Source organism: Limnospira sp. PMC 1279.21 (assembly GCF_032349615.1).
Lineage (GTDB): Bacteria > Cyanobacteriota > Cyanobacteriia > Cyanobacteriales > Microcoleaceae > Limnospira > Limnospira fusiformis.
The window spans coordinates 1-14,401 of record NZ_JARPLU010000002.1; the positions used below are offsets into that span (position 1 = coordinate 1).

At 43.3% G+C, this 14,401-nt stretch carries 18 protein-coding genes; 11 read left to right on the forward strand and 7 right to left on the reverse strand.

The window, feature by feature from the left end; genetic code table 11:
• Nucleotides 1-214: 214 nt before the first annotated feature.
• On the reverse strand, nt 215-613 hold the full coding sequence (locus P5683_RS00370; RefSeq protein ID WP_006622844.1) for a response regulator transcription factor: 399 nt from the start codon (nt 611-613) through the stop codon (nt 215-217).
• Between the two features lie 504 nt (nt 614-1,117).
• On the opposite strand from P5683_RS00370, the gene P5683_RS00375 reads away from it, so the two are divergent.
• The 4 genes from P5683_RS00375 to P5683_RS00390 all read left to right on the forward strand — a co-directional run bounded on the left by P5683_RS00375 (nt 1,118) and on the right by P5683_RS00390 (nt 5,269).
• Nucleotides 1,118-1,792 carry a lecithin retinol acyltransferase family protein gene (locus tag P5683_RS00375; RefSeq protein WP_008056100.1) on the forward strand — a complete coding sequence of 225 codons (675 nt, stop codon included), beginning with the start codon at nt 1,118-1,120 and terminating at the stop codon, nt 1,790-1,792.
• Between the two features lie 22 nt (nt 1,793-1,814).
• A complete protein-coding gene (locus P5683_RS00380) occupies nt 1,815-3,095 on the forward strand; it encodes an ABC transporter substrate-binding protein (protein ID WP_006622847.1) in 1,281 nt (426 codons plus the stop codon).
• Nucleotides 3,096-3,176: 81 nt separating this feature from the next.
• Nucleotides 3,177-4,895: a serine/threonine-protein kinase gene (locus P5683_RS00385; RefSeq protein WP_315638585.1), complete on the forward strand. Its 1,719-nt coding sequence runs from the start codon at nt 3,177-3,179 to the stop codon at nt 4,893-4,895.
• 200 nt (nt 4,896-5,095) lie between these two features.
• A complete protein-coding gene (locus P5683_RS00390; protein WP_006622850.1) occupies nt 5,096-5,269 on the forward strand; it encodes a hypothetical protein in 174 nt (57 codons plus the stop codon).
• A 126-nt stretch (nt 5,270-5,395) separates the two neighbouring features.
• Here the strand turns inward: P5683_RS00390 and P5683_RS00395 are convergent, their stop codons facing one another.
• From P5683_RS00395 to P5683_RS00420, 6 genes are all read right to left on the reverse strand, one after another.
• The gene (locus tag P5683_RS00395; protein ID WP_006670563.1) at nt 5,396-6,472 is read right to left on the reverse strand and encodes a D-alanine--D-alanine ligase family protein; all 1,077 of its coding nucleotides are present in this window, start codon (nt 6,470-6,472) and stop codon (nt 5,396-5,398) included.
• Nucleotides 6,473-6,665: 193 nt separating this feature from the next.
• Nucleotides 6,666-7,073, reverse strand: a complete 408-nt coding sequence (locus P5683_RS00400; RefSeq protein WP_006622852.1) for a DUF309 domain-containing protein — start codon at nt 7,071-7,073, stop codon at nt 6,666-6,668.
• Between the two features lie 139 nt (nt 7,074-7,212).
• Nucleotides 7,213-7,578 (reverse strand): ferredoxin thioredoxin reductase catalytic beta subunit, encoded by a 366-nt coding sequence (locus P5683_RS00405; protein WP_006617433.1) that lies wholly within the window; start codon nt 7,576-7,578, stop codon nt 7,213-7,215.
• Between the two features lie 114 nt (nt 7,579-7,692).
• Nucleotides 7,693-8,235 (reverse strand): cyclic nucleotide-binding domain-containing protein, encoded by a 543-nt coding sequence (locus tag P5683_RS00410; RefSeq protein WP_315638575.1) that lies wholly within the window; start codon nt 8,233-8,235, stop codon nt 7,693-7,695.
• A gap of 150 nt (nt 8,236-8,385) precedes the next feature.
• On the reverse strand, nt 8,386-9,204 hold the full coding sequence (locus P5683_RS00415; protein ID WP_315638574.1) for a tetratricopeptide repeat protein: 819 nt from the start codon (nt 9,202-9,204) through the stop codon (nt 8,386-8,388).
• 53 nt (nt 9,205-9,257) lie between these two features.
• Entirely contained in the window at nt 9,258-10,529 is a 1,272-nt protein-coding gene (locus P5683_RS00420; RefSeq protein WP_315638572.1) for a lipid-A-disaccharide synthase, read from the reverse strand.
• 103 nt (nt 10,530-10,632) lie between these two features.
• Here P5683_RS00420 and P5683_RS00425 point away from each other — a divergent pair, with 103 nt between their 5' ends.
• The 7 genes from P5683_RS00425 to P5683_RS00455 all read left to right on the forward strand — a co-directional run bounded on the left by P5683_RS00425 (nt 10,633) and on the right by P5683_RS00455 (nt 14,395).
• Nucleotides 10,633-11,868, forward strand: coding sequence for a DUF4336 domain-containing protein (locus P5683_RS00425; RefSeq protein WP_046318783.1), 1,236 nt, complete (start codon nt 10,633-10,635; stop codon nt 11,866-11,868).
• 312 nt (nt 11,869-12,180) lie between these two features.
• Entirely contained in the window at nt 12,181-12,426 is a 246-nt protein-coding gene (locus tag P5683_RS00430) for a hypothetical protein (RefSeq protein WP_006622858.1), read from the forward strand.
• Complete coding sequence (locus tag P5683_RS00435) at nt 12,416-12,775, forward strand: type II toxin-antitoxin system RelE/ParE family toxin (protein ID WP_006622859.1); 360 nt, start codon at nt 12,416-12,418, stop codon at nt 12,773-12,775. Before P5683_RS00430 ends, P5683_RS00435 begins: the two co-directional genes overlap by 11 nt.
• A gap of 178 nt (nt 12,776-12,953) precedes the next feature.
• Nucleotides 12,954-13,172, forward strand: a complete 219-nt coding sequence (locus P5683_RS00440; protein WP_315638568.1) for a hypothetical protein — start codon at nt 12,954-12,956, stop codon at nt 13,170-13,172.
• Between the two features lie 217 nt (nt 13,173-13,389).
• Nucleotides 13,390-13,701, forward strand: coding sequence for a PIN domain-containing protein (locus P5683_RS00445; RefSeq protein WP_280949153.1), 312 nt, complete (start codon nt 13,390-13,392; stop codon nt 13,699-13,701).
• Nucleotides 13,691-13,903 (forward strand): hypothetical protein, encoded by a 213-nt coding sequence (locus tag P5683_RS00450; RefSeq protein ID WP_006670555.1) that lies wholly within the window; start codon nt 13,691-13,693, stop codon nt 13,901-13,903. The genes P5683_RS00445 and P5683_RS00450 overlap by 11 nt, the downstream gene beginning before the upstream one ends.
• A gap of 243 nt (nt 13,904-14,146) precedes the next feature.
• Nucleotides 14,147-14,395: a UPF0175 family protein gene (locus P5683_RS00455; RefSeq protein WP_006622863.1), complete on the forward strand. Its 249-nt coding sequence runs from the start codon at nt 14,147-14,149 to the stop codon at nt 14,393-14,395.
• The last annotated feature ends 6 nt before the right edge of the window (nt 14,396-14,401 follow it).

The following is a 14,401-nucleotide window of genomic DNA, read 5'->3' on the forward strand; positions in this document are numbered from 1 at the left end:
GTTTCTGGATCGATACCCAATTCCCGGAGTTTCGCAAAGGCGCGATCGCGTTCTTTTTGGCAGGGGGATTTAGGGTAATGGATAATGATATGATGATGCGGGAGGCTAAAGCTGTTAATTACATTGACCACCTACCATATTAATCAACCCGCCTTAACCCCCATTTTGGGGGCGACTTATTACTTAGTATATATTGATAAGTATCTCTATGTAACTACTGCATTTGTCCGGCTACAGTCAGAATTTTATGCACAGTTATTTGTAGTTGTTCTGGGTCAAAAGGTTTAGTTAAATATTCAGTAGCGCCGGCTAAACGCCCTTCAATTTTATCGCAGACAGTATCCCTAGCAGTTAACATGATAATCGGTAACTTTTCTAAATGGGGAGTCCGCCTAATAATTCGACATAATTCTAAGCCATCTACACCCGGCATAGCAATATCTAACAACATTAAATCAATCGAATCATGATGTAATTGTCCCAAGGCTTCTAGGGTATTGCTGGCTACTAAAATTCGATAATTTTCCCCTAGGGTTTGTCGCACCATTTTTTGGATTACTAGACTATCATCCACTGCGAGAATGGTAGCTGGGGAGGTTTCATTAAGACACATAATTATTCTCCTTGATGCTTATTGAAATCTGGGTTAAATTCAATAATATAATAGAGTGAAATATTAGCTTTGTGCAGCCCAATTATGGCGATCGCCTATATACCAAAAAACTCTATGGACTGGCCAAAATTACCCGACTGGCTTACCTCATCAATTCACTGAGGGACTCGCGCCCTTTGATGGTTTGTCAATGGGCGTATTCAGCCCTTGACCTGTTCAAAAGTTTAAGTATAATGTCAAAAGCCTTTCCTCCCATTATATAACAATGATTCCCTGTCAAAACTAAAGATTTATTTAATGGTATAATCTTGTTAACCAAGTCTTGACGGTTAACCCTCGAATCTAAATCACCTCCCTGATAGTATATTGTTGAGGAAATCCCCCAGTAAATGAGGCGATCGCAGTTGACTGTTTTCACTGTTTGTGGTATAATCACCAATTCGCTGTCAACTCAACTAAATTATGTCAAACTATGAAGGATAATGGTTTGTTAGGTGGAGTCCTATGGCGCGAGGAGATCAGATTTATGTTTACCGGGAATTTCTGAATATGGATGGAGTCTACGAACATCACGGTATTGACTGTGGAGACGGGACAGTTATCCATTACCGCAAACCCAGCGAAACCATTGAACGAACATCCTTGAGAACTTTTAGCAAAGGTAAACCAGTTTATATTCGCAGTTATCCAGTCCGCTATATTCCCGAGACCACCATACAAAGGGGAGAAAGTAGGCTAGGGGAACGCAAATATAATCTACTATTTAATAACTGTGAACATTTTGCCACCTGGTGTGTAACCGGAGTGAGTGATAGCCGACAAATTCGTGATTTTATTCCAGTCATCAACCATATAAATGTTGACAGTTTAGAGGACCCGATCGCCAAAGCCTTACGAACAGCGCCCAACGATAATTTACCGCAGTTAATTAATAATGCCTTAACCGATATTAGAACCGCGTGGAATGATATTCAACCCCAATATCAAGAAGCCTTAGCCGAAATGAAATCCTGGCATCAAGTAGCAATTAACGCCATGAAGCAAAACCGGGAAGACCTAGCCAGGGAGGCACTAAAACGTAAACAAACCTATAAACAAAGGGCGCGGGAATTAGAAGCGGACTTAAAAAAACTAGCAACTCTGACTGAAGATTTAGTACAACAACAAACCCAACTGTAGCCCAAAAACGAGGCATAAAACCATGGCAAAATCTCCAGATAATCACCGTTCAAGTAGCCCGTTAAAATGGTGGAGTAAAATTGTCCTAATTTTAGGTTTATGTATATTAGTGGGTGGTTGTCAATTTCAACCCCCGACAACAGAGGGAGTGATTAACCTAACTTTGTGGCATGGAATTAATCCCCCACCCAACCGGGATGTTTTCCAAAAGTTAGTCGATCGCTTTAATCAAGACCATCCCCATATTCAGGTAGAAGCGCTTTATATAGGTCAACCTGATCAACAAATGCCGAAAATCTTAACCGCAGTAGTCGGAAATGCGCCGCCAGATATTTTATGGTATACACCAATTATTACAGGTCAACTGGTAGAACTAGATGCCATTAAACCGATTCAAGATTGGTTAAATAACTCCCCGGTAAAGGCAGAAATTGATCCGGCTTTATGGACAGGAATGGAATTAGAAAATCAGATTTGGTCTGTACCTATGGCAACTAATAATACAGCCATTTTTTATCGTCCGAGTTTATTTGCAGCCGCCGGAATTGAGACCATACCTTCCACTTGGTCAGAGTTCCGAGAAACCGCCGCCAAATTGACAGCAGCAGGGGAGAAGTATGGGATAGTATTACCCCTAGGTAAAGGGGAATGGACGGTATTTACCTGGCTACCATTTATGTATAGTGCGGGTGGAGAATTAGTCAGAAATGGTGAAGCCAATTTAGTTAATCCTGGGGCGATCGCCGCCTTAGAATTTTGGTCAAATTTGATAGAAGATGGTTCAGCAATTCTCTCCGCACCGGAAAGAGGTTATGAACAGGATAACTTTATTTCTGGTAGGGTAGCGATGCAAATTACCGGACCTTGGACTTTAGGTTATCTCGACCAAATTGGTATTGATTATGGAGTGTTTCCTATTCCGGCGGAAAATCAACAGGCGGCGGTAGTTGGGGGTGAAAATTTGTTTGTGATGAAAACCACCCCAGACCGAGAAAAAGCCGCCTTAGAGTTTCTCGAATATGTAGTCGGATCGGAATTTCAAACGGAGTGGAGTTTAGGAACCGGATATTTGCCGATTAATTTAACAACTCGCCTTGACCCCCGTTATCAAGAATATGTGGCTAAACAACCAGCTTTGAATGTCTTTTTACAGCAGATGAATTGGGCGGTATCTCGTCCGAATATTGCGGGATATAGTCGCATTTCCGAAAATTTGGGTAGAGCGATCGAGGCTACACTATTAGGACAATCCCCCCAGTCCGCCCTCAAAGCCTCTCAAAACCGCCTGAGACTAGCGTTATAACCGACAGCCGAAATTTTCCCGTCCCGCCGTAAATTTGGATAAATTGCCTGATTAGAAAATGCTGTTAACATACAAAAAAACATGAGTTATTGTATTAACCCCAAGTGTTTACAACCCCAAAATTCTGACCAGGAAAAATACTGTCAGAGTTGTGGATTTTCCCTGTTGTTACACAACCGTTATCGCCCCCTACAACCCATTGGACAAGGGGGATTTGGTCGGACTTTTTTGGCGAGAGATGAAAGCAGACCATCCCATCCTCATTGTGTAATTAAAGAGTTTGATTTTCCCGAAAAAAATGCCAGCTATAATCATGCTGTCAAGTTATTTAATCAAGAGGCGGTGCGCTTAGATTGTTTGGGGGAACATCCTCAAATTCCCCGGCTATTAGCTTATTTTGAAGAACATCAACTTTTGCTATTAGTTCAAGAGTATATTCCGGGGAAAACGTTATTACAAGAATTTGAACACGATGGATTATTTGATGAACCCAAAATTTGGCAGATATTACGAGATTTATTACCAGTGCTTAAATTTGTTCACGATCGCGATATTATTCACCGAGACATCAAGCCAGCCAACCTCATCCGTCGCCGTCTTAGACACCCTTTACCACCCTCTCCTATAGCTTTTAATAACCCAGATACCATAGGGGAAACTCGCACCAGTGCAGCGATAGGTAATTTATCCTCAAAGTCAATTCGCGATCGCCCTGTACCATTACCGCCGCCACCCCCTCGACCCTCGGGAAAATCGATAAATTCGGAATCTCAAATAATCGAAAATGGTCTGATAGTATTAATTGATTTTGGCGTGGCTAAGTTACTAACAGCCACCACCATTAGTCGCACAGGAACTATTATCGGTAGCCCCGAATTTATGGCACCAGAACAAACTCGCGGGCGAGTATTTCCAGCTAGTGATTTATATAGTTTAGGCGCAACTTGTTTATATTTACTTACCGGAGTTTCCCCCTGGAATTTATATGATACCGTCCTCGAAAAATGGGTTTGGCGCGATTTTTTATCCCCCGAACGTATGGTTAGCGATAAATTAGGAAAAGTCCTTGATAAATTAGTCAATAATCAAATCCTACAGCGCTATAATTCGGCGGCGGAAGTGTTAGCGGCTATCTCCACATCACCCCCCAAGACCTCCCCTCCCACCCAGAAAGTTCTCAAACCTCAGTCCCCACCTAAAACCGCCCATAAAGCCTCAAAAACTAGGAAGCATAAAACCTCCCCCCCATCATCTCAACCTGCGAATTTAACTGACAATTTAAAGGGTCATTTTCAGGCAATGTTAGGGCGAATCATACCCGCATTAACTCAACCCCCAGATGATGAAGATTTGGCTTCCGAGAATGGTGTAGACTATGGACAGTTACAGCAATTATTAGCGACTCATAGATGGCGAGAAGCTGACCGAGAAACCTGGATTATGTTATGTCGCGCGTTAGGTAAAGGCGGACGACCCTACTTACATTATAGCGATTTGAATAAGTTACCTTGTGAAGATTTGACCATCTTAGATAACTTATGGGTTAAGTATAGTAATCATCGCTTTGGGTTTAGTATTCAAGCCCAAATTTATCTACAGGAAGAGTCAGACTATGGGAAATTTTGCGATCGCGTCGGTTGGCTAAAGTCTATCGGACACGACCCCTCACTCGGCTTTCGCTATAATTTGAATATTCCTACAGGACACCTTCCCACCCGCATTTGGGTAATGAATGGGGGTAAATGGTGGCTACACTTGGAAACCATCACCCAACGACTAAAAGACTGTGGTTTAATTTAATCGGCTGCGGTGGGGGTGTGGTTGGCTCCCGATTTTTGTTTGATCACCTGATGGGATATAGTTAAATCTAATCATCCTAATAATGACTATCTATTGATGGGTTATTCTATCCTCCCCCTCTATGTTTGTCTGTTCTCTGTCGCCAAGACACAAATTATTATATTATAATTGAATGTGATGCTCTCAGGACTCAACATCTAATGACAGAAACCCCTCAACCAACTACAACCCCCAACTTACAAGAACCCAAATTTGGGTTTAACTCCTATTCGGAACGCCTCAATGGTCGCGCGGCGATGATTGGGTTTGTGATTACTTTGGCGATCGAATATTTCACCAAACAGGGACTACTAGCTTGGCTAGGGTTAAGCTAAATTGCGATTTTCCGCCCTGAATCCGGCGATTTAACGACCACTAACCCCCCCAGCTAAGGGGGGGGGATGATTACCACCTTACCAGGTCTTTCAAGGCAGATTTATGGGGGGTATTTGGGCAGTAAATTAGCGGGCTTCAGCGGCTTGGGTATGCCTTTCTAGGGCTAATTCAATGAGTTGATTTACCAATTCTGGAAAGCTGATTCCTGTGGCTGACCACAGTTGCGGATACATACTTAAAGCGGTAAAACCGGGGAGGGTGTTGATTTCATTCAGCAAGACTTCTCCGGTTTTTTCGATATAGAAGAAATCTACCCGCGCTAGTCCAGCAGCATCGACGGCGAGGAAGGCTTCGATCGCCATATCTCGGACTTTAGAAGCGATCGCTGTATCAATAGGCGCTGGAATCATCAGATTAGCTTTGCCATCAGTATACTTAGTTTCGTAGTCGTAGAAATCGCTGTTATAGCTAATTTCTCCCACCACGGACGCTTTCGGATAATCATTGCCTAAAACAGCACATTCTAGTTCTCTGGCTTCGACTCCTGCTTCCACAATAATTCGCCGATCATAGGTAGCCGCAGCATCTAAAGCCGCTTCGAGTTCCTGACGCGATCGCACTTTGGAAATGCCAACAGAAGACCCTAAATTAGCAGGTTTCACAAAGCAGGGATAACCCAAAGCCGCATCAAGGTCATCGCATAATTTCGGGAAAATACAGGGGTTAGACCATACTTGACTACGCCGCACTGCTTGATAACGCACTTGCGGAATTCCCGCCTGAGAAAAAGCCATTTTCATGGCGATTTTATCCATACCAACCGCAGAACCGAGAACTCCCGAACCCACATAAGGCACTTGCATTAAGGTTAACATACCCTGAACTGTGCCATCTTCCCCATTAGGACCGTGAAGAATGGGAAACCAAAGGTCTATATCCTTTACAGTGGCGGGGTCAGGAATGCGATCGCTTGGTATCACTTCCCCTGTCACTGTTAGGGGTTGACCCGACTCTAAAACCGCTTCCGCCTCGGTCCCTCTATGCCACACCCCATTTTTTTCTATATATATGGGGACTACCTCATATTTACTGGGGTTTGGGTCTATAGAGAGTGCATTGGCGATCGCCTTAGCCGAGGTAATGGACACCTCATGCTCTCCCGAACATCCACCAAATAACAGTGCAACCCGGAGTTTTGTCATATTACCCTACAACCTAATTTCCCGATTCACTTTGACACAATCTCTGGAAAAATCCAAGCTAATGGCGGGATATTTTCTGATTTTACCGTGTATGGCAACCAGTATTACGTCAGTTTCTTTCTGATAGTCAACAGAATCTTCCTGAGAGCAGCTTGCTGTTGTCCAAGTGGTTTTTCAATCCATTACGCTCAACCTATAAAGACGTAGTATCTAAAATTTCAATGGTTGGCAAAATCCCAGTTTTATGGTTTTCCAAACCTTCTCTAAAATCCTGCACATTTTCCTTACCTGATTCTTGCAAAGCCTTTAATAGGGTCGCCGTTTCCGTCACTAATTTCTCGACATTAATATCAAAATAACTCGGCTGATAGTAACCCAGGCGAGAAATTCCTTCCCCCATCAAAATAACTGCTCCTTGCCAATTATCATTACTGAGATGATACAGAGAAACAGCAATTTGTAAAATGCCTTGATAAAACCGCTTTTCGGGTTCTCCGGCTTCCATCCAGATAGCTTCTAAAGTATCATGGCAGGCGTAAAATTCCCTTTGATTAAACTCATTAATTCCTTGCCAAAACTCAGGAGGAATATCTTTAACCATTGTCTTATCCTTACCTATAGCACAACCCGCGACATTACATAAATAATATAATCCCCCTGTGAATAAGGGGGAGTTAGAGGGAGTTAGAGGGGGGTAAAATAACTTTTACCTGTTCCCTAGTTACTGGTGATATGGTAGCTCAAACCATGCTTTTTCTGGCTTCTTCTAACACTTCCATCTCAATGGTTTGCTGATCTCCGGCAAAATCATTATCTGGGGTTAAGAAAAGCATACAATGGCACTCTTTGCGTTCCCGCATAGGGATGCAAGGACAATTCCAGAAAGCATCTTTGACCTCTGCCTCTTTATCTTCATAGTGGCGGCAGGGACATAGGGGAGAACCTAAATCATCCTTATGCTTGGCAAGTCCTTCAATCACTACGGCTGTCACTGAAGGTTCCGCACAAAAATAGGTTCCAGTTCGTTTAGCATACTGTTCGGCGAATCGCTTCATCGCCTCTAGGCTTTTGGGAGTGGAGAGTTTTTCGTTGATCTGCTCTGTCATTATGGAAGCACTCTTGACTAAATCCGCTTTTAATATTTTAACCCAAAACCGGATCTTGTTCAAATTCTACCTAGGGCGATCGCCAAGTTTCTCCATGGATCTTAGGCATCCCGTTTAGGTTGGCACTACATATTCACCTCGCAGACGTTGTATAATTTCCCGAAACCGATATCCGTCCTCATCGAGAGATTGCTCAATTTCTGTGGTAGAACTATTAGTTTCAGAAGGTAATGGTTTTTGTTGACCAAACTGGGTCACAGTATTTCGGAGACGATAGGACAAAAACTTACTTACTGCTCGATAAAATCTCAGAGAAAACAAAGCATCCCACTCCAATTTTTCTGATAATTTTTGACGAGGAACCGATAAGACTAAACAAGGTTCTTTGGCGCTAACTGTTGCTGAAGGCATACGACCATCAACAAAAGACATTTCTCCGATAACTTCTCCTATACCGAGTGTAGCCACTTCTCGATTTCCCAAGGCGGCTACTGATGCCACCAATGTACCATCAAGAACGATATAAAGGGCTTCAATTAGCTGACCTTCTGTAATTAAAACCATGCCAGACTCAAGTTGCTGTTGCTGACCATTAGCAATAATCCAGTCCAGGTCACGATCGCTCAATTCTCCCAGAATAGCTAGTGTTTTATTCATAGATCATCACGAAGGTAATTATTAACAATTTAGGATAGCTGCCTAACCAGTTACCACCTCACCCGTGAATCAATTAATTACTACTCCTCACTATTTGGCTGTTTTTGGGCACCCTGACTGCTTTAACTGTTGATAGCCTATCCAGCACCATCAATACAATTGTAGCATAAGCTGCTTACGATACTGAGGGATAAGTGGATGATCTGGTCCGAGAAGGTCAAACACTGCGATCATAGCTTTTCTAGCGCCATCTTCGCGATATTTACGACTAATGCCGACAATCTTTAGAAATAATGAAAGACCCGCGTCATATTCCTCATTAATGATATGCTGGCAGGCTTGAGCATAAAGCTGTTCTATTTCGGTTTCTCCAGGGTTTTCAGCAGCGGCTCGAAATTCAATCAATTTTTCGACAGCACGCGCCTTAGCATGAAACTCTCGGTTATCGGGTCTAATAGTTGCCAACATTTTTTGGGCGGCTTCAATTTCATTAACGGAAATCAGAAACTGAGCAGCTTTAATAATTAGTTCGGGATGATTGGGATATTTCTCAAACAAAAAATCAAACAAATTTTTAGCTTGTTTGAGATTACCGGAATTAGTAGCATTATCAATAGCCGACAATCCATTTTCTAACTCTGATTTAAGGTTAAAACCCGCCAATAATTGCCGCAGTTGCGGTTCAGCGATCGCCCCCACAAAACCAGGTTTAACCTCTGCTTTGGTAACCATACGAACATCAGGAACCCCCTCAATACCATATTGACTAGCCAATTCAGGATTATGATCTACATCGACCTTGGCTAAGATAAAATCGTATTCGGTGGTCAGTCGCTCTAGTATGGGTTTCATGATTTGACAAGGGCCGCACCAGGTGGCAAAAAAATCGACCATCACCAATTTTTCCCAAGATTTATCAATAACTTCTGCCTGAAAATTATCCTGATTAACGTCAATGGCATATCCCATATTAACCTATCTCCTGTTGCTGATATAGATACTAATTTATCCCAATTTACCAACTATTGTGACAACATTTCAAGTACCATATTAGCCAATTTTTGAGAGGCTCCAGGTTGTCCCCGGACTTGTCGCAAGCGATCGCGAATAGTTTGGAGACGGTGGGGGTTTTGCAAATATTCCAAAATGCGATCGCCAATAAATTCTGGTTGTAGCCTCCCCAAAAATTCCGGGACTATTTCGGCTCCGGCCCAAATATTCGGCCAAGCCAATAATTTACCAGTACGTTGTATATACGATAGTGCTAGGCTATTAATTCCCTTAGCCAGGAAGCCACCAACACCAGGTAAATTGGCTAAAATCCCTGGGATACCATCCCACGCACGCATAGCATCAAGTTGATAACTAGGAAGCAAAACCACCATAGGTATAGCTAAAGCACCCAATTCCGCAGTATTAGCCCCCACGGTGGTGACAGCGAAACAGCAGCGGGAAAGTAGGGGATAAGCGGGGTTTTGAGTATACAGACTCACGTTTAAGCCAGTTTTGGTTTGTAGGATAAATTGATCACCTATCTGTTGGAGATCCGCCGCCACACCGGGGAAATAACTAAGGATGGGGTTATATTCAGGATTAGCCAGTTGTGCAATGGTAGAGACCTCGACCGTGGGAGCGACAGGAATGATAAATTGAGTTTGAGGGCGGCGCTGGTGGATATATTGAGCGATCGCCAAAGTCAAAGGCACACCCTGAACCAGTTTAGCCATTTTCGAGCCAGGAAGCAGAGCGATAAGTTCGGTCAGAGGTGGCTGTAGCAGCGAGTAAGGCTGGATTGGCTCCTGGGTGGGGGGGGAAACATCAGCCATCAAGTCGCCTATAACAGTGCATTTTGAGGCGTATAAGTGAGGTATACGGCTAATGGTTTCGGGTTTCATGACGGCAAATTTGTCAATCCATCGCCACCAACGGATATCCCATTCTGCGTAAACTATACTTTGATATGCCAGGCGGCGGGCAATAATCGGGGTAAAGGCTTGGTCGCCGCCCAAAAATAAGACTAAACCCTTTTCTCGCCAATCCCAATTTTGGGCAGTTTTTCCTGAGAGTAAAAATTTCCAGAAGTGTTGGGGACCCTGAATGCGGTCAATGGCTAAAAGCGATCGCCCGATTTCTACTTCGTTACCGGTAGCGTTAGGACAAGGTGATAGAATCAGGGAGGTTCTCAGATCCAGATGGCTATTTTGAGATCTAATAGCTTCTAGGACTGGTCGCACCCAGGTAGTTAGTTCTCCCGGACCGTTGGAGAGGATAAGGATATCGGCGGCTGTGGACATTGGTAGGGCGATCGCTTAGTTATCATGATTGAGTATTATCTAATTTTCCCCTAGAAACCAGGTTTCTGATAACCTCTAATAAGTGCTATGAACCGTAATACCAGTGGAAAGTCAACCGGAACACCCTAACCCCCTCAGTCACTCTTCAGACTGGCGTTGGCCATGGTGGCCCTTAGTCCCCCTCTACCCATTTAGTCAGCGTCGGACTATTCGCCGGGAAGTAGTCAGCGATCGCATTTGGACTTTTGAACAGGTCCAAGGTATTCTGTATGTGGTGGTTCCCATTCGCATGACCGTCATTCGGTTGGATATGGGGGGATTATTAGTTTATGCTCCTGTGGCTCCTACTCCTGAATGTATTAGACTGGTGAATGAGTTAGTAGCTGAATATGGAGAGGTGCGCTATATTATCCTCCCCACCACCTCCGGTCTTGAGCATAAAGTGTTTGTCGGTCCCTTTGCGCGGAAGTTTCCGAAAGCTCAGGTTTTTGTGGCTCCAGATCAATGGAGTTATCCGTTAAAATTACCCCTAAGTTGGTTAGGTTTACCCCCGAAACGTACCCATATTTTACCAGCAGATTGTTCTGAGACTCCGTTTTCCCGCGAGTTTAGTTATGCGATTTTAGGCCCGATTGATTTGGGATTAGGAACCTTTGAGGAAGTCGCCTTTTTCCATTGGCGATCGCAAACTTTATTACTGACAGATACGATAATTTCTATTCCCGAAAAACCCCCAGCCATAGTGGAACTAGATGCCTATCCTCTGTTATTCCACGCGCGAGATAATGCCTTTCAAACGGTGGCAGATCACCCGACCACCCGCCAAAAAGGATGGCAGCGAATCACCCTATTTTCCCTGTATTTCCAACCAGATACATTAGAGCCAGTGCCATTCAAAGAAGCTCTCCGTGATGCTTTAAAAGCAAGCGATCGCTCTCGAAAAGCCTATTTTGGTTTATTTCCCTTCCAGTGGCGATCGGGCTGGGAAGAAGCCTTTAACACCCTCCGAAGAGACGGCAATATATTAGTGGCTCCCATTCTGCAAACCCTGATCTTGAATCGTTCGCCACAACTGACCCTCGCCTGGGCGGATCGTGTTTGCGAGTGGAATTTTAACCGGATTATTCCCTGCCATTTTGACGCACCGATAACAGCCACCCCCCCGGCTTTTCGGCAGGCTTTCAGCTTCCTAGAATCCCAGGAAGCGCCGCCAAATGGTTATTTAGGCAGTTCCAGTCATCCCCTCCCCGCCGGAGATTTTACCATCCTCCAAAATATAGATAAACGCCTAAACCAATGGGGAATTACTCCCCCACCAGCATCAGCCAAAATCCGTTAAATTTATCTAATAGCTAACCCTGATATTGGTCAAATCTCATCAGGATCTGAATGCCTAAGCATACCTATAACTCCGATATAACTCGGATGCGATCGCCACATCCCAGATTAATATATGACTGTGACATTCCCCGACCCCCAGAAACCCGGTTTCAGACTTGACTGAGTTTTGGGGAGGGTGGGGAGGGAAAAGGAGAGAACGGAACCGTATTTGTGAGTGATAAATGTGCTAAAATCAAATCATAACAGACATAAAAATGTTGGGTTACTTTTGCCCAGGTAGCATTGGTATGACATATTTTGAGGTAAGACAATGAAGGCATTTGAGGTATTGGGAAAAGTCAATCATCAGGGTCACATTTTGCTAGATGAACCTTTAGAAGTTAAACCTGATATTCGGGTCAAAGTTATCGTTTTGATATCTGATGAAGATGAATTGGATGCTGACGATACTCCGGTTGAGGAAATTCAAGCCAGTTTAATCCGAGCGTTGCAAGATGCTCAAGCCGGAAGAAGAATTCCCCTAGAACAAATGTGGGAGGGAATTGATGCCGAATAATCCTGAATTAGTGAACATTTATTTCACACCTGAATATCGTGATAACCTCAAAAAATTAGCCAAAAAATATCGAAATATTCGCTCTGATACTCAGGGGTTAATAGAGGAACTCCAAAAAGGCTCGGTGTTAGGCGATCGCCTTTCGGGTTTTGGTGATCATCTTTATGTTTACAAGGTCAGAGCTAAAAATAGTAATATCCAAAAAGGCAAAAGTGCTGGATATCGCATTATTTATTTACTGGAATCAGAAACCAGCATTTTGTTATTGACGATTTATAGTAAATCGGAGCAGGAAGATATTACTAAGGAGCAAATTAAAAGTATTTTAGATAATTTTCATCAAGCATAGTAAAGTGGGTGGGGTTCAAGAAATCGGTTTTCTTACAGCATCTATATCTGGTTCAATAAGATTTAAGCAATCAACCTATTTTCTGAGTCTCTGTGTAGTCAAGAAACAGGGTTGATAAAATCCCTTAAATTTATCTAATAGCTAACCCTGATATTGGTCAAATCTCATCAGGATCTGAATGCCTAAGCATACCTATAACTCCGATATAACTCGGATGCGATCGCCACATCCCAGATTAATATATGACTGTGACATTCCCCGACCCCCAGAAACCCGGTTTCTTTGGGGTAAAATGGGGATGGTATTCTCTACCCGGTGTGTGGCGATGGATGAAAAGCGATCGCAGTCTTATCTCTCGCTGATTCAAGAACGCCTCAACGTTCAGGGCAGGGACTAAAATACTAGGGTGTGTAGGAACACTCAGTCGTCAGTAGAAACTGAGACTCTAAACTTGCCCACCAATCCTTGACTGGAGATAGATGTCTGGTATGCGTATTTACCTAGACACAAGCGTTTTAAATCGTCCCTTTGACGATCAATCACAGGTCTAAATATTTTTAGAAACCCAGGCGTTTCTTCTAATTCTAACCCTGATTGAAAGTCAGAAAATTGCTCTGGTCAGTTCCAGTGTTTTAGACTATGAAAATAGTCGTAACTCTCGTCTTGAGCGTGCCAATGCTGTCAATCTCTGGCTTAGTTTGTCCAAGACCTATCAGAAACTGACACCTGAGATTCGCCTTCGAGCAAAAGCACTGGAAGAGATGGGTGTTAAGTCTTTAGATGCTTTACACATTGCCAGCGCGGAAGCGTCTGGGAGTGATTATTTTCTCACCTGCGATAAACGTCTGATTAATCGCTGCCAAGCCCTAGATTTACCAGTTATGAATCCCACCTATTTGATCACGGAGGTTGATTATGAAGGTTAATTTACCAAAAGAACGACAAGTTATCGAAGAGGCGCTAAAAATCCTATCCGCTCACATGGAACCTGTCAAATTTGCTAGATTTGTTGTGGCTTGTCAACTGGGGTCAGGCGATTATTTGTTGATTAAAGATGATACCTTTGCGGATGAAACAGTGGATAGTTTATATGACAAAATTCGGGATTTTGAGCAGGAACAAACTTGAGGTAGCGTTTACAAATGGGTGTTAACTATCCAGTTTCTGGGACAAGTTTTGTTAAAAATGAGTCGGTGGAAGCAACCCGGTTTCTGGATTGTGGTGTAAAATGGGGATGGTATTCTCTACCCCCTGTGTGGCGATGGATGAACACGGAGTGCAGTCTTATCTCTCGCGGATTCAAGAACTCGTTACCTTTGCCAAGCGGCTGCTGGGGAATGAATGTCTTTTGAAATGATGAGGTGATGGTAGATGCAAGAAATTAACATACAAATTTCCATCGAATTAATTGAGCAAGGTGAGACGGCAGTTTTAGAACAAATTGCCATGCAACTTTACGAAAATAAGGTGTTTACCTTTAGTCAAGCCCGTCGGTTGTTGAATTATTCCCTGTGGGAGTTTCAAAAACTGTTGGGAGAAAATCATGTTGTTCGGCAATACGACCAAGATGATTTAGCAGAGGATATCGAAGCGATTAAATCAGGATTGTGGGATGGTTAAAGTCAT